The sequence below is a fragment of the Streptomyces sp. NPDC050423 genome (assembly GCF_040655445.1).
In the GTDB taxonomy this organism is placed as follows: Bacteria; Actinomycetota; Actinomycetes; order Streptomycetales; family Streptomycetaceae; genus Streptomyces.
Genome location: NZ_JBFAJY010000040.1, coordinates 34,699 through 59,925 on the forward strand (window position 1 = coordinate 34,699; position 25,227 = coordinate 59,925).

Consider the following 25,227-nt stretch of genomic DNA (forward strand, 5'->3'; position numbering starts at 1 on the left):
CCGCCGTGCGCCGCGCAGGCGCAACGGCGGGCCCCCGGATGCTCATCTGGACGTGGGCGTCACGCCGCGTCGTCCACGCCCTCCTCGCGGCGGATCATCCGCCACGCGGCGCGGCGGGCGCTGCGGTTCAGGGAGGACTGGAAGCCCTTGTCAGGGGCGAAGTACCGCTTGCCGAGGTCGGTGATGAGGCCCACGTGCTCCTCCACCTTGTCGGCGAAGACCTCGTCGAAGACTTCGCCGAAGTTCGCCTCGTCGTTCACGACGGCCACGCGGCGCACTTCGGAGTCCGCGACGGTCGCGTTGAAGGCGGGCAGCAGGTCCTGCTCGGTGAAGTCGGTGCCGAACTTGCTGTTGAACCGGTCGATCAGCTCGGACAGCAGCGACTTCTCGGGCTCCTGCGCTCCTCCCGTGCCGTCGCCGAACCCCGGCATGGTCGTCGGACCTTCGGGGGAGAGGCTGACGTCGTGCTCGCCGGTCTGCTCCACCCGCAGGTGGCTGAGGTCGACCTCGCCGATGTCCACACCTCCGTCCGCCCGGCGTGGCAGCCGGTTGAGGAGGTGGCGGCCGTACAGGTGCAGCCGCTCAAGCTCGGCATCCTGGTACGGCACGATCTGCGCGAGGAAGCCGTACTTGCGGACGTAGTCGTTGAGGTCGGCGCGGAAGTCCTCGGCGGTCTGCTCGTCGTCCTCGTCGTCGCTCGCCTGGAGGTCGGTGAAGCGGGCCACGGCGGGTGAGAGCATGCGGTACAGCTCCGCATGCAGCTTCTCCCACTTGGCCTGCGAGCCGGCCGCCTTCTCCTGGGCCTCGAAGTATGCCTCGGCGAACTCGTCCATTTCCTTCGCCGCGAGGATGGGCGCGGACATGACCCGGCTCTGCGCCTGGTAGAGGAGGTTCGGGTCGGAGGGGAGGGTCATCGCCTCCTCGAAGTACGGACGGAAAGCGTCCTGGATGTCCTCGGCCTTGTTGACGAAGTCCAGCACCGCGAGGTCCGCCTGGGCCTTGCGGTCGGCGGTCCGGTTGAGCCGGGACAGGGTCTGTACGGCCGCGATGCCGCTGAGCGTCTTGTTGACGTACATCGTGGTGAGGAGCGACTGGTCGAAGCCGGTCTGGTACTTCTCGGCGACGACCAGAATCCGGTACTCCTGCTGGCCCTTCCCGCCGGAGCGGATCGCCTTGTCGTCGGCGCGCGTGTACGCGAAGGCTTTCGGGAGGGCGCTCTCGGAGATGCCGCCGTTCTCCTTCGGCTCGGTCGTCTCCTTGCCGTCGATCGTGAGCGAGCCGGAGAAGGCGACGAGTACCCCGAGCTCGGGGTACTTGGTGTCGTACCCGCGGTCGGCGAGGTAGCTCTTGATGGCACGGGCCATCTGAACGGCGGACTGCCGCGAAGCGGTCACCGCCATCGACTTGGCGCGGCCGCCCAGTCGGCCGAGGGTATGGGCGACGAAGTGCTCGACGATCACCTGAGCATGCTGGGCAACCGTGTACTCGTGCGTCAGCGCGTACCGGGCGAGCAGGGGGTTCGCCTTGGTCGGGTCGACCTCCACCTCGTCGGGGTTCTTGTTGACGAGCTTCCAGTACGTCTCGTACGTGACGTAGTTGCGCAGCGGATCGAGGATGAACCCCTCCTCGATCGCCTGCCGCATCGAGTACGTGTGGAACGGCCGGAACTTCGCCTCGCCGTGGACGTCCTGAAGCGTGCCGAAGAGCTGGAGGGTCTTGTCCTCGGGGTGGCGGTGAACGCGAAGTAGGAGAGGTTCGAGGCCATGGAGCGGTGCTTGGCCTCCTGCGCCAACTGTTCCTGGAGGGTGGGAGCCGGCTTCTCCGCCTGCGCCTCCGTTGCGCCCGCGTCGTCGGAGTCGGAGTCCAGACCGAGGTCGCGCAAGGCCTTGCGTACGTCGGTGGCGGCGCCGCCCGACTGCGAGGAGTGCGCCTCGTCCACGATGATCGCGAAGTTGGAGCCCTGGATCTCGGTGGGGTTGCGCTTGACGTAGTCGAGCAGGGCCGGGAAGGAGTGCAGGGTGACCGTGACGATCTTGCCGGTGTCCCGGGAGAGCGCCTTGGCCAACTGCGCGCCCTTGGCCCCGTGCTGCTCGTCGATCTTCACGACGAGGCCTTCCAGTCCCTCATGGTTCAGGCCCGCCACGTCATCACGCGGTCGTACGAGACCAGCCTCTACGACCACCAGCAGACCTTCCGGCTCCTCTGGCATCACCTGGACCAGATCGGCCACCTGCACCGTGTCAATCAAGCGGCACCGGGCCGCCTCGCTTCGGGACGGGAGAGCTCCGAGGAGAGAGCAGAACTCGAACTCTTCCTCACGCTCTACGCCCGGATCGGGACGGCCGGCACGGCCGGCTGACCAAGCATCCACTGCCCCGAAAGGGCACGGGGCCGCTTGTCATCGGCCAACCGGATCCGGGCCGTGCATGCCATGTGCTAGGCATGACAGCATGCAATTCTCCGTCCCCCTACCCCATGTGGACCTCACCGACGTGCAGTGGCGTCTCCTCGCACAGCTGGCCACTGCTCCCCTGCGCGACCCGGGTATCAGCACGGGCGATGCGGAGGCCGCCGCCGCACGAGGGACCGATTCGGAGCAGATCCTCGATGACGTGCCGCTTCTGAGCTGGCTGAAGCTGATTGAGCGGCGGGACGACCAACTGGTGGTCACCGCTCTGGGAGCAGCTGTGCACTACCGGCGCTTGTACGAGTCGTCGGAGCTGCGACTGAGCGAGGTCGCCCGGCTCGCTGAAGCGCACGAGACGATGGCGCCGCAACTCACGCTGGCGGTCCGGCGGCTCGCTCAGGGGGCCGTCACTTTTGAAGAGGCCCTGAGCGGCGCTGCCCGGCGATCGGCCTGAGTCGCCGACGTCATGCGACATCGTCCGCCGGAAACAGTCCGTCCGTCGGACGGTGCCGCGGCTTGCGGCCGGTTTCCGAAGCGAGCAGAACCCCGGCCTCAGCGAGCTCGGCGTGCGTGGCCACGGGGCCGGCGAGGATGTCTGTCAGAAGGTCGGCCTGTGCCGGACAGAGGTCGGTGATGCGGCGGAGCACGGAGAGGAGTTCGATCAGCTCTTTGGTCCACTCCGGTGGCCAGCTGTCCACATGGATGTCGTCCAGAGGGCTCGTCCGCTTGCTGGTGGGCTTCGCCTTCCGGTAGCCGAACCACTTGTTCACGACTCTCATGCCGCCGACGTGATAGGCCCAGACCGCTTCCGGGACCGGGGCGAAGGTGCCCTCGCCCATGCGAAGGGTCTGCGTCTCGGCCTCGTAGCTCATGCGTTCCGGAACGCTGTTGCCGATATGAGTGAGGTAGCGAACCTGTCGTTCGTCGCCGGAGGGGAACTCGACCGCGCCGGCGGGGCGGCCGGCATCGGGGGCGGCGAAGCGCTCGCCGTACGTCGAGGCCCAGAGGAGCTCGCCGCCGAGGGTCGTGGCTCTGCGCCACAGTTCCGGATCGCGGGTCAGCGGTAGACGTACCCCGGGAGTGAGCAGTTCCTCGGCGAAGCGCTCGGTGAACGCGCTGTGACCTGTGACGGCCACGGTGTATGCGGCCAGATCCGCCGCGGCCACCGGTGCGCCGACCGTGCGGGTCAGGTGGGTCAAGAGGCCTTTCGCGACGTTGGGGGAGCCGTCGGGGTGCAGGACCGGTATGGTGCGGCCGCCTCGGCCGTTGAAGTGATCAGTATCCGGAATGAGATGGGTAGCTACCACGGCCGGCCCCGACTCGATCCGGTGCGTCGACTGCTGGTTGAGGAAGAGCTGTTCGGGCTGGAGCGAGGACCAAAGATCGGGGCGCGGACGGTCGAGCACGCGGTTGTCCGCGACGAGCCACTGCCTGTCGAAGCTGCGTAATGCTGTGCGGATCAACTCCGGTTGGACGTTGCCTTCGTGACCGATTGCGTGCGGAGAGTGGGCCCTGCCCGGAAGCGGCTCTTGCTTGCCGGTCAACGTACGGTCCGGGGTGGTCTTGAAGAGCTCCGCCTTGCTCGTTGGGTCGGTTTCGCGTACGAGACGTGCCCACCGACGCCGCAGGACTTCAGACGACGGGCTACTGACCCAGGACCGGTTCGGCTTGACGCCGGGACTGCCCCACAGGAACACGCTGTCCAGCGCCGGGAATTCCTCCCAACCCGACCGGGTGGCAGGGGTAAAGGGCCGCACCCCTTCGGAATGGGTGTCCCTCCACCCCTCGTCATCCAGCTCAACTCCACGTAACTGCCCGAACTTCTCCTCGCGTCTGCCCGAAACGGACCGGTAGTGCACCCGCGCCGCGCGCGGCCCGCCGGCTTCCCCCGTCGCCTTGCGGACGAAGACGCAGATGGCCAGCGGCTGAGCAACCCCCGCAAATACGCGCGTGGCCACATCCGCGCGCTGCCCCTCCGGCGAGAGGTTGATGATCCAGCCCTCGTCGCACGTCCGACGCAGATACTCCCGCATGCCGCGCCCGCCGGGGCCGGTCGTCCAACCGGACGGGCAGATGAAGCAGACCACTCCGTGCCGGTCGGTGTCGTGGGCGTCGAACACCTTCCAGGCAGCCCAGCGCCAGAAGTAGACGTACATGTTCTTGAGCACGTGCTCGTAACGGCCGTTGCCCGGGAATCGGAAGCCGTCCAGCAGCGGCGCCTCCTGGCCACCGCTTCGCTTCTCGATCCAGCCGCCACGGTTCTCCGCCTTGTCGTCGTACGGCGGGTTCCCGATGACGACTGTCACGGGTGTGTTCGCCTTGATGTGGTTGGCCCGGCGCCGCGAGGCGGACAGTGCGTCGTGCGTGTACAGGTACTCCTCCTCGACGAAGGGATTGTCGAGGGTGTCCGTGACGAAGAGGTTCAGCCCGCCTTCGGGCACCGGCGTCCGGTGGCGCTTGAGCAGGTCCGAGGTGCGGAGCTCGGCCACGGCGAAGGGGCCCATCTGCACCTCGAAGCCGTAGAGGCGTGAGGCGAGCCGGGCTATGGCGTCGGGAGCCATTGCCGGGCCGTAGCGGTCGGCGGCCTGCTCCGCCACCCGCTCGATGATCGTGTGCAGGTACGTGCCCGTCCCCATGGCCGGGTCCACGATGCGTACGTCGTCCTCACCGAAGCCGGCCTGCCGCCCCAGACGGGTGCGGAGCACGTCCTCGGTGAGCCGGACCATCTCCTCCACGACCTCGTGCGGCGTGTAGTAGGAGCCGCTCTTCTGGCGCAGCGCCGGGTCGTACACGGTCAGGAAGTTTTCGTACAGGTGCAGGTACGCATCCCGGTTGCCGGCCCGGATGGCGGGCCAGTTCACACCCGTGATCGTGCGCTGCAACAGTTCGAGCGTCACGCCGAAGCGGTCGTTGACGTTGTCCGTGAGCAGTTGCAGCGCCCGGCCCATGAGGGCGTGCTCGGCGTCCAGGCTGCGGCCGATGTCATGGAGAGCGGCGTCCTGCTTGAGGAGCCCCTCGGAGCGCGCGAGCAGGAGCGCGAAGGTCACGGCCTGGGCGTAGCCGTCCGCGAAGGTCGCGTCGTCGGCGGAGGGGAACAGCAGCCTGCGCCACTCGGTCTTGAGCCCTGTGAACGGCCTGGCCCGCACGTCGTCGTCCGCAGCCGAGGACTTGCGCTCGCCGGCCAGCTGCTCGATGACAGTCAACCGCAGAAGTCTGCACAACGGGGCGATGTGCTGCACCAGCCGCGACACGTTGGAGATCCCGGGAGGTTTCCAGTTGAGGAACACCTTGAGCAACGCGTCGAAGGCAGCCGGATCGACCGGGGACAGTGCCGCGCCCGCGCTCTTCAGCGAACCGTTGAACCAGACCGTCTCTCCGAACTGTTGCCCGTCGCGGTACAGCCGCCACTCGGTTCCGTTGGAGTAGAGCACGTTGGGGAGATTCAACAGCTTCTCCCACTGCTCTCTATTGGTCTTGTTGAACGTGGTGGGGTCCAACGGAAGGCTGTGCCGTTTGAGCTCGATGTAGCCCGTCAGCTCGCCGCCGGCCCGCACGGCGTAGTCGGGCCGGACGCCCAGCTCGGGAAGCGAGTACTCGTCGTGCCAGCTGACTTCGTGCAACTGATTCCGCTCACCGACGACCTTGAGCAGGGCTTCGAGTGGACCGCGGATCGAAGCCTCGGGGCCACCACCGCCGGAAAGTTTGACCTGCGATGCCCGGCCGAACTCCGACACAGCAGAAACAAGCCAGCCGTACAGCCCCTCTGACATATGCCCCCCACGGGTCGAGTCAGACGCGGTGATCCCCGCTACGCATGGTTCGCCTTCTGCAACGGAGTGTCAACAGGGCGTAGAGGGTGGCCGGTATCGGGTCAGGTCCCTCGCCGACCGAGCCGGGCGAGAGCCGACGATCACGGACAATTGTCTTCCAGCTCTGTCCATCGTGGCCACGGCGGCCGGCTGACCCTCACTGAGCCGTTACAGCCGCCACTCCTCGGCGAGCAGGCCGAGGAGTTCCGCCTGGCGCTTCTCCAGGTGCTCCGGTGTCCAGGTGTCCTGACCCAGTACCTGTGTGGTCAGGGGGAACGTAATGACGCCCCGCTTGAGGTACCGATCCTTCTTGGCGGTGAAGTCGAGGTTCTGGACCTGGGAGTTCTTGGCACGGCTGAGCAGCACCAGGTTGGCCAGCCGGTGCGTCCACAGAGCGCGTTCGTTCGTGGTGAAGTCCGCATGCCATTGCGACTGGGGATCGGGGTTCTGGGGGAGCACATGCTCGACCGTGATGCGCGGAGCGTCGTAGGTCGCCACGATGTCGTCCTCGGACACCAACTCGTCGAGCCGCAGCAGGATGTACCGCCGCGTCCTCAACTCGTGATAGACCTCGCCGTCGAGCCGGCGCAGTGTCTCGGCCCGCTCGGTCTCGGTCAGCAGGAAGGCAGGGGCGTCGAGGCCCTGGCCGGCGGTCAGCTCACTCAGTAGCTCGGCGAAGCGGAACACACGGGGAGTGGTGTAAATACGTCGGACGAACATGCTCGCCGCGAGACGCTCCAGCGACCGGAAGAACGAACCCAGCCACGCCGGATCGTCCCCGTGGTACCGCAGCGCCCAGAGTGCAGCCGGCCACCAGTCGTTGTTGTCCAGCAGAAGCAGTCTGCGGAACCATTGGTTGATCTGCGGTGATCCGTCTCCGGCCGCGTACGCCTTGTCGCGGATCACCGCGGACGCCTCGGCGTACGGAACGAGTACCTGGTCCACGAACTCCTTGGCCCGACCGCCCTTGTAGTGGACGAGGACCTGGCTCTGGAACTCCTTGAGCAGTTCCTGTCGTGCCCGCTCGCCGGAGAAAATCATGCGGATGTGGGAGAAGAGGTCGGAGAAGTCCTCGCGGCCAAGACTCTCCTCGGAGTCCTCCCACCGCCTGGCGTACGTCTCCGAGACCTCCTCGTCGATCTCTCCGATGATCTGGGCCTTGAAGATGTCGGCGGGCGACAGGTCAAGGCCCCGGGAGTTCATGACACTGAAAATCCGGTGGGCGCTGTCCAGGTCAGGGGTACTGACGGCGACGAGGAACGTCTGGACTCCCATCAGTTTGCACAGTGAGAGGCGTTGCTCGTCGCTCCAGGAGGCCAGGGTGGTGTGCAGCGCCAGTGCGTTCGCCTGGACGGCCCTCTGCGCGTCCGTCCTGAGGTTGTGGGGGTTCAGTTTGAGGAGCGTGCTGATGGAGCCGGCCGTCTGGACGTGCTGGTGGAAGAAGTCGGCGTCCCGGGGGCGAAGGCTGAGCCGGGGTTTGGCCTTCAGCCCGAGGACCGTGTTCCCGGGCTCGGAGATCATCGCCACGAGATTGGTCACCACGTCGGGCTGCTGTGCCAGATCCCGCAACACGGCCAACAGGATGGTCAAGGTTGTCAGACGTTGCTGGCCGTCGATGACGTCGGCCCCGGCGGAGCCGCTGTCCTTGACGAGCACCAGAGAGCCCAGGAAGTAGGGCTCCCCGTCACCTCTCAGAAGAGCTTCCTCAAGGTCGGCGAGGAGTTGCTGGGCCTGTTCGGGCTGCCATGCGTAGGGGCGCTGATAGTCGGGGATCCGGAAGTCGTAGTCACTGCAGAAGACTTTGTGCAGCGGCACTTCGCGCGCTTCGAGCTGAGCCATGATCCGCATGATTCCTCACCGGATGGCGGCTTCGCAGCGAAGTTGCGGAACAGCGGGGAGTGACGGGGGTGCGGGTTGGGCGGGTGTTCCGGCCAGGAAGGGGAACAGGCTTCCTTGGCACTCGCGGAGCTGCAGCCCCGCAAGCCCCTCCCGTCCGAGGGAGGGAGGGGCTTGCGGCGGGCCTCTGGCCGGGCAGACGCGCGCTGGGCGCTGTCAGCCGCAGTGTTCCGACTTCTCCTGATCGGTCATCGCCCGGGTGTGCTGCGTCTTGGTGCTCGGCGCGTCCGGCATCGGACCGGTCGCGTCGAAGGGCGCGTACCAGTAGTAGTGCCCGTAGAAGCGGTCCGGGAAGTGCAGTTCGTACGTCCCGCTGACGTGCTGGAGCTGGGCCTCGCGGGTCACCCAGCCGACCTCGCCCGGCCGGACGTTCACGGCCGTCAGCTCCGACTCGGTGTGCGAACTCTCCCACGTGTGTCCGTAGGAGGTCGTGATGCTCATCTTGAACACGAGCGAGAAGCCGTACTCCGCGGTGAGCGAGACGCCGACGCTGTTGGACTCGCCTGTCGTGTCCGACCAGCCGACGGTGGAGGTCTGGGTGTCCGGGGTGCAGTTGAAGGCCGAGTCACCCACCTGGTGGGCCTCGCCCATGGAGATCTGGGGCGCTCCGTCGGGGTGGAAGACGCAGCTGTCGGTCCCGTTGTCGCACTTGTCGAGCAGTTCGCGGATGGTGGGCTGGTCCTCGGCGAGGGCGGTGCCCGGAGCGGCCAGGACGGCGCTGCCCGCGGTCACGAGCGCCGCCAGAAGCAGGGGGAGCCGGATTTTCACTGTCATGGGTGATCTCCGTGGGGGGTGATCGTGCCTGTGTGGGGGGGAGAGGGAAGTCGAGCGCCCGGTGGGGCGGGCGGTCAGCTGAAACCGATGGACTGGGTGCGGTCGTTCATGAGCGACCCGATGGCTGGGCTGTTGTTCTCGAACGGGCCGTCCCGGTCACCGTTCAGTCCGGGCTCCGGGTAGAGCCAGAGCGCGCAGTCGCCCCAGGGCTGTACGGAGGAGATGCGGTTCTTCCAGTCGTCCCCGAGGTCGAACTGGAAGTTGATCCAGCCGTCCTTCACGCACGGCTCGGCGCCCCAGATGGTCAGGGACGCACCCCCGTACTGCTCGTCCTCGAAGAAGGTCCCCTGGATGACTCCGTCCTGCGTCCGGTCGGCCATTCGGGCGTTGAACGCGTCACTGCGTACCGCATCGATCGCGGAGCGTGGTGCCCCGGTGATCCGGCCGCCGCCGGCGGCCTCGATGGCCTCCGTGAACGTCCGATAGCAACGCTCGCTGCCGGACGTCGCGTTCACTGTGCAGTGCGGGGCGCCACCGCCACCAGCCAGCGGTCCGGCCGTGTCCCGGATGGCTGCGCCGGCCGTCGGAGCGACGGCGGCGGCCGAAAGCAGCAGCGCCGCGGTCAGGATGCCGGAGGTATGTACGGATCTTGCGCGCATAGGCAACATCACTTTCCTGAGGGGCAGTTGGCCTTCCGCGTCTTTCCGGGATCGCTCACGGCAAACCGGCCCGGTCGCGCTCTCTATGACCGACATGCCGACATACCGACCTCGCGGTCCAGTTTCGGCCCGCAGCATTCATGCGTATCCGGACGCGGCGGCGGAGGCCACGGGCAGGGCTGCGAACGGGAGCCCCCGCCGTCCCGTCTCCGATTGTTCGACCGAACGCCACCGCGTGCACACTGCAAGGGTCTTCCATGGGGCATACCGATTCTGGAACACTCCAGTCGCTTTCGCCCTTACGTCCCCTCACCCCACAGAGGCCCTCACTCATGGCAGAACTGAACCGTCGCCGCCTCCTGCAGCTCGCCGGAGGCACGGTCGCCTTCTCCTCGTTGTCGAGCAGCATCGCCCGTGCCGCGTCACTGCCCGCCAAGGGCCGTACGGGCACGCTCAAGGACGTCGAGCACATCGTCGTACTGATGCAGGAGAATCGTTCTTTCGACCATTATTTCGGCGCCATGAAGGGTGTGCGCGGCTTCGGTGACCCGCGTCCGGTCACGTTGCCCAGCGGGAAGCCGGTCTGGCACCAGAAGGACGGCCTCGGCAAGGAAGTGCTGCCGTTCCGGCCGCCGGCGGACGATCTCGGGCTGCAGTTCCTCCAGGACCTCAACCACGACTGGGCCGGCGGTCACCGGGCGTCGAACAAGGGCGCGTACGACCAGTGGGTGCCGGCCAAGACCGCCACGACGATGGCGCACCTCAACCGTGAGGACATCCCGTTCCACTACGCGCTCGCCGACGCGTTCACCGTCTGCGACGCGTACCACTGCTCGTTCCTCGGCTCGACCGACCCGAACCGCTACTACCTGTGGAGCGGGTACACCGGCAACGACGGCACCGGCGGCGGGCCCGTGCTGGGCAACGACGAGGCGGGGTACGGCTGGAAGACCTACCCCGAGCGGCTGGAGGAGGCCGGAGTGTCGTGGAAGGTCTACCAGGACATCGGCGACGGGCTCGACGCCGCCGGCTCCTGGGGGTGGATCGACGATGCCTATCGGGGGAACTACGGCGACAACTCGCTTCTCTACTTCAACAGTTATCGTGATGCCGAGCCCGGCGACCCCCTCTTCGACAAGGCGCGCACCGGTACCGACGTCAAGAACGGTGACGGGCTCCTCGATGACCTGAAGGCCGATGTCCGGGCCGGGACGCTCCCCGAGGTCTCGTGGATCGTCTCGCCGGAGGCCTACAGTGAGCACCCCAACTGGCCTGCCAATTACGGTGCCTGGTACATCTCGCAGGTGCTGGACGCGCTGACCTCCGATCCGGAGGTGTGGGGCCGGACCGCCCTCTTCGTCACCTACGACGAGAACGACGGATTCTTCGACCACGTCGTGCCGCCGTTCGTACCGTCCGGGGCCGCGCAGGGGCTCTCCACCGTGGACACCTCCGCCGACCACTTCCCCGGCGACATCCGTTACGCGGCAGGGCCCTACGGCCTCGGTCAGCGCGTGCCCATGACGGTCGTGTCCCCGTGGAGCACCGGCGGGTTCTCCTGCTCGGAGGTCTTCGACCACACCTCCGTCATCCGGTTCATGGAGGAGCGGTTCGGTGTGCACGAGCCCAACATCTCCCCCTGGCGGCGCACGGTCTGCGGTGATCTCACCTCGGCCTTCGACTTCAGCCGTACCGACACCGCACCCGTCTCGCTGCCCTCCACGGACGGATACGCGCCGCCGGACGGCGACCGGCACCCCGACTACGTACCGGTGCCGCCGGTCTCCGGCAGTGTGCCGAATCAGGAGCCCGGCTCGCGGCCCACCCGGCCACTGCGGTACGCGCCCCTCGTGGACGGGGCGGCCGACCCGGCCTCCGGGAAGTACCAACTGACCTTCAGCGGCGGCGACGCGGCCGGGGCGCAGTTCCTGGTGACGTCGGCGAACCGCACCGACGGGCCCTGGACCTACACCACCGAGGCGGGCAAGGCGCTCTCCGACAGTTGGAACACGGCCTACTCCAATGACGTGACCGACCTCACCGTGCACGGTCCGAACGGGTTCCTGCGCGCCTTCCGGGGGCCCGGAAAGGCGGCGGGACCGGAGGTGACCACACGTCATGACCCGTCGAGCGGTGGGCTCGACCTCACTCTCACCCATACCGGAACGGGTACCGTCCAGCTGACCGTGCGCATCGCGGACACCTATGGGGGCGGGGTGCAGACCTTCGCGGTGCGTCCGGGGGCGACCGTGAAGCACACCGTTGACCTGCGGGGAAGCAAGCGCTGGTACGACATCACGGTGGTCTCGGACGCGGACGCCACGTTCCTTCGGCGGTTCGCCGGACACATCGAGACGGGCGAGGCCGGGACGAGCGACCCAGGCTTCGCCACGGGCTGATCGAGCTGCCGGCAGGGGTGGCGGGGGAGGGCCGGGAGATCGGGTCGGGGTCGGCCCGTTCCGGTGCCGCTCCTGACCACCCGTCGGCTGGGCGGCGCCGCCCGTCGGGGTCCGCCCCACGGGTGCGTTAGGGTTTTCGTCGGGTCATGAGTTCCAGCGCGCAGCCCCGGCTGGCTGGACGGCACCCCGCTCCGCTGCGGGTGCTCCGGGTGACGACCTGCCCCGTGCGCGAGGTACGGGGAACAGCGGACCGCGGTGCAGAGCGCTCGGGGTCCATCATCCCCGGAAGGCGGGACTCACCGTGCTGCGTCATCTCACCGAGAACGGCTCCGTGCGGAGCGACGGCTGCGACCGGTACGCCGCAGGCCATCAGGTGCACTGGATCCATGCCAAGAAGTGCCGGCAGGAGCCCGGTCAGGCCGTCGAGATACTGCTGAGCGCCGGTGACGTCCGGGACGACGGATGGGTCGGACTGCGTGCCGCGTTCGACTACGCGGACGGCCTTCCAGCGGTCTGGACACACTCTCCCGATGCGCTGCGGGAGACACTCGCCGGTCATCGTGGACGCGTCTACTGGCTGTCCCGGTGGCACGCGCTGAAGCTGGTGGACGGCGAGAGCCCGGTCGCCGCGATCGTCAACGTCGCCTTCGAGGGCGGGAAGTTGTGCGGCGTCCAGGGTTCCGGGCAGTCGTAGTCCGGGTTGGGCCGGGGGTGCTCAAGCCCTGTCTGTTCTGTCTGTTCTCCCGGGCGCGCTCGGCCGCCCTCCGGCTCCGGGTGGCCGGGGCGGTACCTGAAGATGTTGGTCAATTGTGTTGAGATGTCAGCCGGTTGCTTCGCTCCGGCTGCACATTTGATCGCCATTGACCGCCGTGGCGTCACATAAAATCCTTATAGTGGGCGTGCGTTGATCGCATGATCGTGACGCGTGAAGCTTCCGCCCACAGGAGTCAGAACGATGACGCGCCCATCCTCCGCACGGCCCGAGCCCGCCTCGCCCCCTCCTGCGTGCCCCGCACACGCGAGGCCGGGGGCCGTGCCGCTCAGCGGGCCCTCGTTCCAGACCGAGCCGCGGGCCGTCTACCGCGTCATGCGCCGTGATCACGGGTCGGTCGTCCCCGTGGAACTGCCGGGCGGGTTCCCCGCATGGCTGGTCATCGGATACCGCGAGCTTCATCAAGTAACCAGCGACGGCGAGCTGTTCCCGCGCGATGTCGGCCTGTGGAACCAGTGGGAGCACATCCCCGACGACTGGCCGCTGCTGCCCATGGTCGGGCGGCCGCTGCCGTCCATCTACTTCAGCGCGGGGGACGAGCACCGAAGGCACGCCCGGATGGTCGGACCCGCCCTCGAAGGAACCGACCCGTTCGAGATCCGCAGCCACTGCGAGGAGTTGGCCGACCGGCTGATCGACGCCGTGTGCAGCCGGGGCACCGCCGACCTCGTCGCCGACTTCTGCGAGCCCTTACCCGTGCTCGTCCTCGCGCGGCTGGTCGGGTTCCCCGATGACGAAGGCGCCGATATCGCCCAGGTGTTGAAGGACCTGGCCGACGGCGGTCCGGGGGCGCAGGAGGCCCATCTGCGCTTCGGGGAGCACATGCGGCGGCTGGTCGCCGCCAAGCGTGCCGAGCCCGGGGACGACGTCACCTCCCGGATGCTCGCCTTCCCCGAGGCCTTCACCGACGAGGAGTACATGCTCGACCTGATGGCCATCACGGCCGCCGGGCACCTCACCACCGCCGACTGGATCAGCAACTCGCTGCGGCTGATGCTCACCGAGGAGGAGTTCGCCGAATCGATGGCGGGCGGGCGGCGCAGCGTGGCCGAGGCCATGAACGAGGTGCTCTGGGAGGACGCGCCGACGCAGATCCTCGCCGGACGCTGGGCCGCCCGGGACACCCAGCTCGGCGGGCAGCGGATCAGGGCGGGGGACATGCTGCTGCTCGGGCTCGGCGCCGCCAACACCGATCCGCTGATCCGGCAGAGCCTGTCCGGCACCGGTGGCTCCGCCCAAGGGGGCAACGGCGCGCATCTCGCCTTCAGCCACGGCGAGTACCGGTGCCCCTTCCCCGCTCAGGAGATCGCCGAGACCATCGCGCGCACCGGTATCGAGGTGCTGCTCGACCGGCTGCCCGACCTTGATCTCAGTGTCGCCGTCGCGGACCTCGTACGGCGGCCTTCCGCGTTTCTGCGCGGGACGACCTCGCTCCCCGTCCGGTTCACCCCCGTTCGTACGACAGGAGACCTCTCGTGACCTGCCCTCACGCCGCCGCGCACACAGCTGACCCGGACCGCGGGACCGTCGTCATCGACCCCATGGTCCAGGACCTGGACGGTGAGACGGCGAGGCTGCGCGACGCCGGCCGGCTCGCCCGGATCGAGCTGCTCGGCGTACCCGCCTGGACCATCACCCGGTATGCCGACGCACGTGAACTCCTCGTCGACCCGCGGCTGGTGAAGGATCTCGACGCCTGGGGGCTGTGGCAGAGCGGCGAGGTGACGCACGCGTGGCCGCTCATCGGGATGGTTGACGCCGGGCGGTCCATGTTCACCGTGGACGGCGCCGAGCACCGGCGGCTGCGGACCAAGACCTCCCAGGCGCTCACGCCCCGCCGGCTGGAGGCCATCAGGCCCGACATCGAGAAGTTCACCGAGGAGCTGTTGGACGCGCTCGCCGACGGTGGCAGGGACGGGGCCGTCGTCGACCTCAAGTCGGTGTTCGCGCAGCCGCTGCCGATGCGGGTCGTCGGCATGCTGATGGGCGTGGACCCCGCCGAGAACGCCATGCTGACCAGGCAGTACAAGGCCTTCTTCTCGATGCTCACCCCGCAGGACGAACGGCTGTCCCTGCTGGCCGAGTTGGACGTCTTCTACACCGGGCTCGTGCGCGACAAGGCGGCAAGCCCCACCGATGACCTGACCTCCGCGCTGATCCTCGCGGAGGAGGGCGGCGAGCCCCTCACCGAGGAAGAGGTGGTCGGCAACCTCAAGGCGATGGTCGCGGCCGGCCACGAGACCACCATCGGGCTCATCCTCAACGCCGTACGAGCCCTCCTGGCGCACCCGGAACAGTTGCGGATGGTCCTCGACGGGGAGGTCTCCTGGGAGACCGTGATCGAGGAGACGCTGCGGTGGGACACCCCGACCACCCATCTGCTGATGCGGTTCGCCACCGAGGACATCCAGGTGGGTGACGACGTCATCGCCAAGGGCGAGGGCGTGGTCATCTCCTACCGGGTGATCGGCCGGGACTTCGAGCAGCACGGCGCCGACGCGGACGCCTTCGACATCACCCGCCCCACCCCCATCCGGCACATGACCTTCGGCCACGGCCCGCACATCTGTCCCGGGGCGGCGCTCTCCCGGGTCGAGGCGGGGATAGCCCTGCCGGCGCTCTTCACCCGCTTCCCCGCACTGCGGCTCGCGGTGCCGGACGCGGATATCCGCAAGCTTCCGGTGATGACGCAGAACGACATGGAGGCCTTCCCCGTACTGCTCAACGATTGAGCCCCCCCGGGCGAGGCCCGGATGCGACCGATGCGGACCGCGCCCGTGCGCCGCGTGAGTCCCCCAGATGTCCCGGGCCGGCCGTCCGGCATATCGTGGCGTTGGCCCTACGGGCGACGGCGCGGTCGGCGACGGCTGGTGGCAGCGAGTCGAAGCGCTTCGACTGTTCTATGGACACGCTGTGCGTGCGGGTCTAGGCTCGCATCATCCGTGCATGTCGCAGCCAAATGATGGGAAGTCGAAGCGCTTCGCCACATCTGGCCGAGACTGCCGGTGCAGGCCGGTATGCGTGCCGGTGTCCGACGTCGTTCCGTGATGGAGAGCTGAATGGTCACCCTTGCCGAGGTCGCACAGCACGCCGGAGTCTCCGCGAGCACGGTGAGCTACGTCCTCAGCGGGAAGCGGTCCATCTCGGTACCCACCCGGGAGCGGGTGGAGCAGAGCATCAAGGAGCTCGGCTACCACCCCAACGCCGGCGCGCGGGCGCTCGCCAGCAGCCGGTCGAACATCATCGCGCTCATGGTGCCGCTGCGTACCGACATGTACGTCCCCGTGATGATGGAGATCGCCATCGCGGTCGCCACCACGGCCCGCACTCATGGATACGACGTCCTGCTCCTCACCGGTGAGGAGGGTCCCGCCGCGGTACGCCGGATCGCCGGCAGCTCGCTCGCCGACGCCATGATCCTGATGGACGTCGAGCTGCACGACGAACGGCTGCCGCTGCTGCGCGGGACCGACCGCGCGGCCGTGCTCATCGGACTGCCCGCCGACACCGACGGACTCACCTGTGTGGACCTCGACTTCGAGGCGACCGGGGCACTCTGCGTGGAGCACCTCGCCGGCCTCGGGCACCGTGAGGTCGCGGTGATCGGTGAGGCGGCCGCGGTGTACGAGCGGCACACCGGGTTCGCCGAGCGGACCGTCGACGGGGTACGGGCCAAGGCGCGGGAGGCGGGGGTGCGGGTCCTGCACCGGCCCTGCGAGGGCGGCTATCCGGCGATGGCCCAGACCCTCTCGCGGATATTCGACGAGCGACCCGGCACCACCGGCTTCATCGTGCAGAACGAGTCGGCGGTGGAGCCGCTGCTCAACCTCCTGCGGCAGCAGGGCCGGGCCGTACCCGAGGACGTGTCCGTGGTCGCGATCTGCCCCGAGCAGGTGGCCGCCCAGGCATCGGTGCGGCTGACCTCGGTGGCCATCCCCGCGCAGGAGATGGGGCGCCGCTCGGTCGAACAGGTCGTCGCCAAGCTCTCCGGCCGCGGCACGGACGAAGTGGAGCTGCTGGCACCGGAGCTGACGGTACGGGAGAGCACCGGCCCCGCCCCGAGGTGACACCGGACGGCAGCGCGCGCGCACGAGCCGGCCCCTGCGCAGGGGCCGGCTCCTGATGCGTACGGCTCAGCTCGCGGAGACACCGAAGCCGTTCGTCGTGAAGTCCAGGGGAGTGCTACCGCGGCTCCAGTTCCAGGACGCGGTCCACGCCGGCCGTCAGCTCCAGCGGAGCCGCGGTGGATCCGGCGGAGGAATCGGTGAGTGTGCTGCCGTCCCCCGTGCGGACATCGACACGGGCGTCACGGGTGGGGTGCAGCACCGCGGTCGCGGTGCCGTCGGCGGACCAGCGCAGATCCAGGCCCGCGCCGAACCTGGTACGTATGCCGCGCAGTTCACCGCCGGGGCAGCCGGCGAGCGGTGCGGGCAGCAGGACCAGCCGTCGGGGTGTCGACTGGACGAGCGACTCGATCACCGCCGCGGGCAGCGCATGGGCGGCGTCGGCGTTGTAGACGTCGCGCCCCGGATAGTGCGCGCTCATCAGGGAGTCGTGGAAGAAGTCGCCCGCGAGTACGGCGTCCAGCGCGGCGGAGGCCCGGACGGCGTCCCGCAGCCGCGCCGCGATCAGCGCGTGGTGCAGATGCCCGTGGGCGGAGTCGTTCTCCGATCCGCGCAGCTCCAGCGCGCGATGCGCGGCGGCCGACAGCTCCGGGGTGTCGTACGGATTGATCGCGTCCAGCGGCCACACCGGGTAGAGATGGCTGAGGTGGCGGTGGTCGTAACTCTCCTCCAGGTCCGGCCACGCCCATTCGGCCAGCGCGCCGTCCCTGTTGACGGAGAACTCCGGGAGCCGGGCCGCCAGCGCGCGCCGCCGGGCGGACGCCGGGTGGGTGGGGGAGCGGTCGGCGGACACGGTCAGCGCGTGACGGGCGGCCGCGAGGTCCATCGTCGCGTTGACCGTCACCCAGCTCGCGTTGGCGGGCCGGTTCTCCGGCGAGTACGAGGGCACCACGGCGACGGTTCCGTCCGGGGCGGTGCGGGTCAGGAAGTCCTCGTAGAACAAGGCGGCCTCATCCAGGGCGTCGACCAGTCGCGGGTCCGTCACCCCGCTGGTCTCGGCGTGTTCGAGCAGCGGCTCCAGGAGCCAGTCCGCACCCGCCGTCCACAGATGCAGCGGATACGCGCGCTGGAAGTGGCGGGTGTGGCCGGACTCGCCGTCGGTGTGGGACGGGGCGACGATCCCCCGCGCACCGAAGATCGCCCGCGCGTTGTCCCGCCAGTCGCCGAGCTGGCCGTACACCAGGGCGGCATGGGCCAAGGACACCTCCGGCAGCGCCGCGGCCGCCGCCGAGGCGATCTGGAGGTTGAGATTGGCGTTGGTGGTGAACGCCCCCGACCACGCGGTGTCCCAGTCACCCGTCCACAGACCCGTCAGCCGGGGAGGCAGCACACCGGAGGACGAGAACAGGTGGTAGCGCCCTGCCGCGAACAGCCGCTCCAGCAGTGCGGGACTGCCCGGCAGGCGCACCAAATCGCCCCCGGACAGCGCGCGTTCGGCCGGATCGGCGTCCAGCGTCAGGGAGGCCCGTTCGAAGGCCGGCCGGTGCAGCGGGAGGTGCCGGGCGAGCAGCGCCGGGTAGTCGTCCCCCGGCAGTGCGGCGCACTCCGCCGCGAGGTCGAGGTCGCCCGCATGGCGCCGCACCCGGGTCAGCAGCAGCAGACCGCGCGCACCCTCGACGCGGATGCCCTCACCCGACACCGACACCTTGCCGCCGTCCGCCCGGACGACGGTCACCCCGGTGTACGCGAGTTCGCTGTCCGGGTAGCCCACCCGCAGCGCCAGCCGCCCGCCGCCCGGGGTCAGCACGGTGCTGCGGCCGACCGCCAGCCGGGGCGGGGCACCGGGGAGGGCGTGGTCCAGGGTCAGGTCCACCGCGAGCCCCGGGCCCGACACGGACTGGACGATCACGTCGTCCGCGCGGGAGACGAAGACCCGGCTGCGCCTGCCCTCGCAGACGGCCGTGATCTCCCCCGTGGCGAAGTCGACCGTGCGCCGGTAGCCGGCGAGCGCCGTGTCGCCATCGGCGGTGGGTGCCGAGGCGGGGGTGGGGCGGATCCGGGTCTGGAACGCCGGGTGGAAGGGCTGCACCCAGGCCAGTGGCCGTCCCGCCCCGAACTGCTCGGCGGCTGTGGTGTCCCCGGCCAGCAGGGAGTCCCGCAGCCGGTCCAGCCGGTCCGCGAGCTCGGGCGGACGGGTGTGCTCGCTGCCGTTGGGCCGGACCAGCGTGTGGTGGTTGACGATGACGCGGTCGTCGACCGGATCCCCGTACACCATGGCGCCGTGCCGGCCGTTGCCGCCGAGGAAGGCGTCCTCCCAGCGGACGGCGGGGCGCGGCTCCCAGGTGCCGTCGGCCCGGGTGCGGCCGCTCACGGCGCCGCGCTTCTCAGTACGGCCACGCCGTGGCGGCCCAGCTCCACGCGGTCGTGCACCGCGTTGCCGGTCAGCAGGTCCTCCAGGTCTCCGGGCACGGCCACGGTGACCGCGGCCCGCCCGTGGTTGAGCAGGAAGAGCAGCTCGCCGCGGCGGACCGCCTCCACCCCGTCGGGCAGCCCCGCCAGCACCGGTTCCGCGCCGGCCTCCCGTGCCACCCCGCCCAGCAGCGCGCGCAGCGCCTCCGGTTCGGGCAGCGTCGACAGATACCAGGCCCGGCCCCTGCGCAGCACCGCGGGCAGCCCGGCCAGCTCACCGTCGCGGTAGGCGGCCACCACCTCGGTGTCCGCCTCTGCCTCCAGCTCCTCCGACCAGAGCCCGCCCCGGAATCCGTCGCACTCCACGGCCGAGCCCGCGTCGAGCGGCCACCACTCGTGCAGGGTCCTGATGCCGAACAGCTCACGCAGCCGTGCGTCCATGCCACCCGGCCTGATCCGGTCGTCCATGTCCGCGACCCCGCTGAAGAAGCCGCAGACCAGCCTCCCGCCGCCGCGCACATACGCCACGAGGTTGTCGATCGCGGTGTCGGTGAGCAGATACAGGTGCGGTACGGCCACCGCCTTGAACCGGCTCAGATCGGCGTCGGGGCGGGCGAACTCCGTGGCGAACCCGTTCTCCCACAGCGCCCGGTGCCAGCGCTGTACGACCTCCGTGTAGTCCAGCAGCGAGGACGGCCTGCCCTCCTGGGCGCCCGCCCACCAGGAGTCCCAGTCATGCAGGATCGCCACCTCGGCGCGGACGGCGCAGCCGCCGACGGCCGGGCCGAGCAACGCCAGTTCCGCCCCGATGCGCTTGATCTCCCGGAAGGTGCGGCCGTGTTCGCCGGCGTGGCCGAGCATCCCGGAGTGGAACTTCTCCGAGCCCTGCCGGGACTGGCGCCACTGGAAGTAGCAGACGGCGTCCGCGCCGCGCGCCACCGCCTGGAGCGACCAGAGCCGGTTCAGCCCCTCGGGCTTGGGGTGGTTGACCCCCCGCCAGTTGACCGGACCCGCGGCCTGCTCCATCAGCATCCACGGCCCGGCGGCCTGCGAGCGCGTCATGTCGGCGATCATCGCGTTGTACTGGCCGCCCAGCGGGTCCCTGGGGTCCGGATAGATGTCGACGGAGACGATGTCCTCCTGCCCCGACCAGGCCCAGGCGTCCTGCCCCGACCACAGCGGCATGAAGTTGGTCGTCACCGGGATGTGCGGGGTGTGCCGGGCGACGATGTCGCGCTCGGCCACGTAACACTCCATCAGCGCGTCGGAGGTGAACCGCTTGAAGTCCAGCACCTGCGCCGGGTTCTTCGTGTACTGCGCCTTGCGCGGCGGCAGGATCTCCGTCCAGGAGTCGTAGCGCTGGCTCCAGAACGCGGTGCCCCAGGCCTCGTTGAGCGCGTCGACCGTGCCGTACCGGCTCCGCAGCCAGCGACGGAAGTGGGCGGCCGTCTCGTCGCACCAGCAGTGGGTGCAGTACTCGTTGTTGATGTGCCACACGGTGAGCGCCGGGTGGTGCGCGTACCGCTCCGCGAGGTCCTCGGTGAGGGCGGCGGCGTAGCCCCGGTAGACGGGGGAGCTCGCGCAGAACTGCTGGCGCGATCCGTACCAGACGATCGAACCGTCCTCCGTGCGCGGCAGGGTCTCGGGATGCCGCGCCCCCATCCAGGGCGGCGGGGAGGCGGTCGGGGTGGCGAGCACGACGCCGATGCCGTGTCCGTGCATCAAGTCCATCAGCCGGTCCAGCCAGCCGAACTCCCGTGCACCGGGGCGTGGTTCGATCTTGGCCCAGGAGAAGACGCCGAGGGTGACGGAGTTGACCCCGGCCTCCTTCATGAGCCGGGCGTCGTCCTCCCACACCTCCTCGGGCCACTGCTCGGGGTTGTAGTCGCCTCCGAAGAGGATGCGGCCACGGGCCGCGTCGCGCAGGGACGGCATGGCGTCTCTCGTTCCTTACTCGGGTTCCGCGTACTGGATGCCGCGGCCGTTGGTGCCCAGGTGGACACGGCCGTGGACGCGGGGGTCGCCGGTGATCACTTCGCCGGTCCAGCCCCACTGATGGGTGTCGTCGTTGATCCGGACCCAGGTGGTGCCCGCGTCGTCCGGGCGCAGCACCGCCAAGCCGTCGTACGTCGAGCGGAACAGGCCGGGGGTCAGCCCTTCACGGCGCCCGTGAGCATGCCCTTCTGGAAGTGCTTCTGGACGAACGGCGACAGCACCGCGACCGGGATCAGCGCGAGGATCATGACCGCCATCTGCACGGAGAGGCTGTTGATCGCCCCGCTGCTGACCGCCGCGCCCATGGCGCCCGGGGGCACCTGGTGCTGGAGGACCAGCTGACGCAGGATCATCTGCAGCGGGTACTTGTCGCTGTCCTGGATGTAGAGCATCGCGTTGAACCACTGGCTCCAGTAGCCGACCGCGTAGAACAGCGAGATCACGGCGATCACCGCACGCGACAGCGGCATGATGATCTGGAGCAGGATGCGCCACTCGCCGGCGCCGTCGATCCGGGCCGCGTCGATGAGTTCGGGCGCGGTGTCCATGAAGAAGCCGCGCAGGACCAGCACGTTGAAGACGCTGATCGCGCTGGGCAGGATCATCGACCAGTAGCTGTCGCTCAGCCCGATGCCCGTGACCAGCAGATACGTCGGAATGAGACCGGCGCCGAAGAACATCGTCGCCATCAGGGTCATCAGCAGCGGACGGTGGGCGTACGAGTCGCGGCGGCTCAGCCCGTACGCGCACAGGACCGAGACCACCATGCTGACCACCGTCCCGACGACGGTGAGGCCCACGCTCACGGCGGCCGCGCGGGTCACCGCGCCCCCGCTGAGCAGCTCCTTGTAGGCGATGAAGGTGATGTGCTTCGGCCAGACGACCAGACCGCCCGCCTCGTTGATCGTCCTGGTGTCGGAGAGACTGGTGACGAGCACCACCCAGATCGGGATGATCACGACCGCGCAGATCGCGACGAGACCGACGCCCTTGAAGGCGAGACCCGCCTTGGTGGGCTCCTCCTCCCACACCGGGCGGGGTTCCATGCGCAGGGCGCGCTGGAGCGGGGTCTCCGCGCGGGGCACGGGGTCCGCCGGGTCCTTCGCACGTTCCAGGAGAGTTGTCATTTCTTGGAGTACACCCCCTGCTCACCCAGCATGTGGGCGACCTTGTTGGCACCCAGCACCATGGCGACGCTGAACAGCCCCTTGAAGATCCCGGCGGCGGCCGCGTAGCCGAAGTCGCCGGTCTTGATGCCCGTCCACCAGATGTAGGTGTCGAGGATTTCCGATGCGCCGGCACCGACCTGGTCGCGCTGGAGCAGGATCTGCTCGAAGTCGAGGTTGAGCGCACTGCCCACCCGCAGGACGAGCAGCAGCGCGATGACCGGGCGCAGTGCGGGCAGCGTCACGTGCCACATCCGGCGCCAGCGGCCCGCCCCGTCCACGGCTGCGGCCTCGTACAGATCGGTGTTGACGGCGGCGAGCGCGGCGAGGAAGACGATCACGCCCCAGCCCGCGTCCTTCCACACCGCCTGGGCGGAGACCAGGAACTTGAAGAAGCCCGGGTTGGTCATCAGGTCGAAGCCCTCGTGACCGTGTTCGCGCAGCCACTGGGCAACCAGCCCGGCGCCGCCGAACATCTGCTGGAAGACGGTGACGACGAGCACCCAGGAGAAGAAGTGCGGGAGGTAGACGACCGCCTGGACCCAGGCCCGCACCCGTGCGCTCATGATCGTGTTGAGCAGCAGCGCGATCGCGATCGGGATGGGGAAGAAGAGGACGAGCTGGGTGACGAAGATGACCAGGGTGTTGATGAGGACTTCCCAGAAGCGGTAGTCCTCGAAGATCCGGGTGAAGTTGTCGAATCCGACGAAGGGGCTGCCGGTGATTCCCAGGTCGTAGACGTCGTAGTCCTGGAAGGCCACGATGTTCCCGAGCAGCGGGACGTAGTTGAAGATCAGCAGCAGGGCGATGGCCGGCAGCGTCATCAGCACCAGGGTGCGGTCGCGCCGCAGCCGCTGGCGCCAGGTGATGCCGCCCGCCTGCGGCCCGGAGCCCGCAGGCCTGTCCTTCGCCGGTCGGTTTTTCGCCGGTCCGCTCTTGGCCGGTCCGCGCTTCGCCGTACGGGACCGGCGGGCGCCGGTCGCGCGGGACCTGCCCGTCCGTCCGCCGCTTCCGTCCGTGCCGTCGCCGTCACCGCTCCCGCTGCCACCGGGCGGGGCGCCTGCCCCGTGTCGTGCTCTCCGCCCCGGCCGCCGGGCTTCCCGCGCCCGGCGGCCCTCTCGCTGTCCTGCGTACGGTTGGTGCGCGTCGTACGCGTCAGTTGCCGGAGCCGTTCTTGTCGAGAATGTCCTGGTACCAGGCGCGCAGCTTCTCGCCGCCGCTCTTCTTCCAGGTGTCCACCGCGTCATCGACGTCGCTGACCTTCTTGCGGCCGCGGCGGATGTCCTTCTGCAGGTCGTCGAAGGGCGTGTACAGGGAGGCGTACCGCTGCGGTTCGACGATCTGCATGCCGAAGAACAGCGGCTTCTTGACGTTCGGGGCCTGGCGCGCCATCCAGGCCGCGTAGTCCTTCGCCAGCTGCGGCTGGTCCGGGTAGGCGATGGAGGTCGGGGGCGAGGCGAGGAACAGGAAGGTGGAGGGCTGGGCTTCCTCGACACCCTGCGGGGTGTACGTCGGCGCGCCGTCCTTGAGGGTGTAGTGGGTGCCCTCCACGCCGTAGTTGGTGAGCATGAACTCCTTGGTGCCGAACGGCGCGGCCGCGTAGTCGGCTATCGCGAGGAACTCCTCGATCTGCGCCTTGGAGAGCTTCTTGCTGAGGAAGGTGAAGATGCCCGCCGGGTCGTCCTGCCACAGCAAGGGCCTGCCGCCGTCGTGGCTGAAGAAGTCGAGCGCCTGCATGTCGAACTTGGCGTTGGCGGTCGCCTGTTCGGTGACCATGCCCTTCCAGCCGCCGGTGCCGTCGTTGTACATCACCACGTGTCCGCTGGTGAAGCGGATCTTGGAGTCGGCGTCCTTGTTGGCCTCGGCGTCCGGGTGGACGTATCCGCCGTCATGGAGCTTGCGGGCGAAGGCGAGCGCCTCGCGGTACTCCTTCGTCTCGATCTTGTGGACCAGCTTGCCGTTCTCCAGCTGCCAGTAGTGCGGCGCGTCGGGCAGCAGGCCGTAGATCTTCTGGATGCAGGTCCAGAGGTCGTCGAACGCCCAGACCTTCTTCCTCGGGGCGGTGTACTCCTTGCCGAACGCCAGCAGATCGTCCGCGCTCGCCGGGACCGCGCCGGAGCCGATCAGGTCCTTGCGGTAGAAGATCGCGTTGCCGATGACCGGCGTCGGCATGGGCAGTCCGCGCAGCTTGCCGCCGAAGACGGAGTACTGCCAGGCGCCCGTCGGGATGTTCGCCAGGTTCGGGTACTTCTTGACCGCGTCGCCCGCCAGGTACGGGCTCAGGTCGGCGAACTTGGCGGTGATCGCGTTGCGGATCTGCCCCTGCATGTTCCAGCCGGGAATCGTCATGACATCGGGGATGTCCGAGCCGGCGAGCACCGCGCCGATCTTGTCCTGGTAGGTGTTGCCGTCCTGCGGGTCGAAGTTCAGCGTGGCGCCGACCGCCTTGTTCACCGCCGTGTAGTACGGGTTGTTCTTCTTCGGGACGGTGCCCCACAGCGGGGTCATGACGCGGAACTTCGAGCCCTTGCCCGGGACCGACTTCACCGAGGCGACCAGCGGGTCCGGCAGCTTGGTGAAGCCGGGGCTCGAACCGTTGACGCTCGCGACATCCGGCTCGACCAGGTTCAGCGGGGCGTACTTCGGCACAACCTTCTTGAGCGCCTTGCCCGTTGTCGTGCCCTCCTTGGCCCCGGAACCGGAGCCGGAACCGCCGCACGCGGCGAGCAGCGGTACCCCGCCGGCCACGGCGACAGCGGCCACCGCGCCGGTGGCGAGGAAGCTTCTCCGGCTCGGAGCCGTGGAGGAGGGGGAGGAATTCGGCGTCATTGCGTCAACCCTTCGAGGCGCACCAGGACGACACGTGGCGGGTGACCG

16 protein-coding genes, 2 pseudogenes and 1 riboswitch are annotated in these 25,227 nt (G+C 68.9%); of the genes and pseudogenes, 7 read left to right on the forward strand and 11 right to left on the reverse strand.

Annotated features, from left to right (window positions below; all coding sequences use genetic code 11):
• Positions 1-59: 59 nt before the first annotated feature.
• A pseudogene (locus AB0I52_RS26120) lies at positions 60-2,113 on the reverse strand (type I restriction endonuclease subunit R); the annotation flags it as partial.
• 12 nt (positions 2,114-2,125) lie between these two features.
• Between AB0I52_RS26120 and AB0I52_RS26125 the strand changes: the two are divergent.
• A complete protein-coding gene (locus AB0I52_RS26125) occupies positions 2,126-2,359 on the forward strand; it encodes a hypothetical protein (protein ID WP_363076486.1) in 234 nt (77 codons plus the stop codon).
• A gap of 118 nt (positions 2,360-2,477) precedes the next feature.
• The gene (locus tag AB0I52_RS26130; protein WP_363076488.1) at positions 2,478-2,861 is read left to right on the forward strand and encodes a hypothetical protein; all 384 of its coding nucleotides are present in this window, start codon (positions 2,478-2,480) and stop codon (positions 2,859-2,861) included.
• A 10-nt stretch (positions 2,862-2,871) separates the two neighbouring features.
• Here the strand turns inward: AB0I52_RS26130 and AB0I52_RS26135 are convergent, their stop codons facing one another.
• The 4 genes from AB0I52_RS26135 to AB0I52_RS26150 form a co-directional block, all read right to left on the reverse strand.
• Positions 2,872-6,177 (reverse strand): type ISP restriction/modification enzyme, encoded by a 3,306-nt coding sequence (locus tag AB0I52_RS26135; RefSeq protein ID WP_363076490.1) that lies wholly within the window; start codon positions 6,175-6,177, stop codon positions 2,872-2,874.
• Between the two features lie 207 nt (positions 6,178-6,384).
• Entirely contained in the window at positions 6,385-8,055 is a 1,671-nt protein-coding gene (locus AB0I52_RS26140; RefSeq protein WP_363076492.1) for a DUF262 domain-containing protein, read from the reverse strand.
• 213 nt (positions 8,056-8,268) lie between these two features.
• Positions 8,269-8,886 carry a hypothetical protein gene (locus AB0I52_RS26145; RefSeq protein ID WP_363076494.1) on the reverse strand — a complete coding sequence of 206 codons (618 nt, stop codon included), beginning with the start codon at positions 8,884-8,886 and terminating at the stop codon, positions 8,269-8,271.
• 74 nt (positions 8,887-8,960) lie between these two features.
• Complete coding sequence (locus AB0I52_RS26150) at positions 8,961-9,545, reverse strand: hypothetical protein (RefSeq protein ID WP_363076496.1); 585 nt, start codon at positions 9,543-9,545, stop codon at positions 8,961-8,963.
• A 332-nt stretch (positions 9,546-9,877) separates the two neighbouring features.
• On the opposite strand from AB0I52_RS26150, the gene AB0I52_RS26155 reads away from it, so the two are divergent.
• From AB0I52_RS26155 to AB0I52_RS26175, 5 genes are all read left to right on the forward strand, one after another.
• Positions 9,878-11,944, forward strand: coding sequence for a phosphocholine-specific phospholipase C (locus AB0I52_RS26155; protein ID WP_363076498.1), 2,067 nt, complete (start codon positions 9,878-9,880; stop codon positions 11,942-11,944).
• Between the two features lie 142 nt (positions 11,945-12,086).
• A riboswitch (SAM riboswitch) is annotated at positions 12,087-12,196 on the forward strand.
• Positions 12,197-12,245: 49 nt separating this feature from the next.
• The gene (locus AB0I52_RS26160) at positions 12,246-12,638 is read left to right on the forward strand and encodes a hypothetical protein (protein ID WP_363076500.1); all 393 of its coding nucleotides are present in this window, start codon (positions 12,246-12,248) and stop codon (positions 12,636-12,638) included.
• A 261-nt stretch (positions 12,639-12,899) separates the two neighbouring features.
• Complete coding sequence (locus AB0I52_RS26165) at positions 12,900-14,195, forward strand: cytochrome P450 (RefSeq protein WP_363076502.1); 1,296 nt, start codon at positions 12,900-12,902, stop codon at positions 14,193-14,195.
• Between the two features lie 62 nt (positions 14,196-14,257).
• Positions 14,258-15,448 (forward strand): cytochrome P450, encoded by a 1,191-nt coding sequence (locus tag AB0I52_RS26170; RefSeq protein ID WP_363076548.1) that lies wholly within the window; start codon positions 14,258-14,260, stop codon positions 15,446-15,448.
• A gap of 327 nt (positions 15,449-15,775) precedes the next feature.
• Positions 15,776-16,783, forward strand: a complete 1,008-nt coding sequence (locus AB0I52_RS26175) for a LacI family DNA-binding transcriptional regulator (RefSeq protein WP_363076504.1) — start codon at positions 15,776-15,778, stop codon at positions 16,781-16,783.
• Positions 16,784-16,898: 115 nt separating this feature from the next.
• On the opposite strand, the gene AB0I52_RS26180 is transcribed toward AB0I52_RS26175, so the two are convergent.
• The 6 genes and pseudogenes from AB0I52_RS26180 to AB0I52_RS26205 form a co-directional block, all read right to left on the reverse strand.
• The gene (locus AB0I52_RS26180) at positions 16,899-19,151 is read right to left on the reverse strand and encodes a glycoside hydrolase N-terminal domain-containing protein (RefSeq protein ID WP_363076506.1); all 2,253 of its coding nucleotides are present in this window, start codon (positions 19,149-19,151) and stop codon (positions 16,899-16,901) included.
• On the reverse strand, positions 19,148-21,124 hold the full coding sequence (locus tag AB0I52_RS26185; protein ID WP_363076508.1) for a beta-galactosidase: 1,977 nt from the start codon (positions 21,122-21,124) through the stop codon (positions 19,148-19,150). The genes AB0I52_RS26180 and AB0I52_RS26185 overlap by 4 nt, the downstream gene beginning before the upstream one ends.
• Before the next feature lie 15 nt (positions 21,125-21,139).
• Positions 21,140-21,307: a hypothetical protein gene (locus AB0I52_RS26190; protein ID WP_363076554.1), complete on the reverse strand. Its 168-nt coding sequence runs from the start codon at positions 21,305-21,307 to the stop codon at positions 21,140-21,142.
• Positions 21,308-21,339: 32 nt separating this feature from the next.
• Positions 21,340-22,311 (reverse strand): carbohydrate ABC transporter permease, encoded by a 972-nt coding sequence (locus AB0I52_RS26195; RefSeq protein WP_363076510.1) that lies wholly within the window; start codon positions 22,309-22,311, stop codon positions 21,340-21,342.
• A pseudogene (locus AB0I52_RS26200) lies at positions 22,308-23,417 on the reverse strand (ABC transporter permease subunit); the annotation flags it as partial. The gene AB0I52_RS26195 and the pseudogene AB0I52_RS26200, both read right to left, overlap by 4 nt.
• 88 nt (positions 23,418-23,505) lie before the next feature.
• The gene (locus AB0I52_RS26205; protein ID WP_363076550.1) at positions 23,506-25,113 is read right to left on the reverse strand and encodes an extracellular solute-binding protein; all 1,608 of its coding nucleotides are present in this window, start codon (positions 25,111-25,113) and stop codon (positions 23,506-23,508) included.
• Positions 25,114-25,227: the final 114 nt, after the last annotated feature.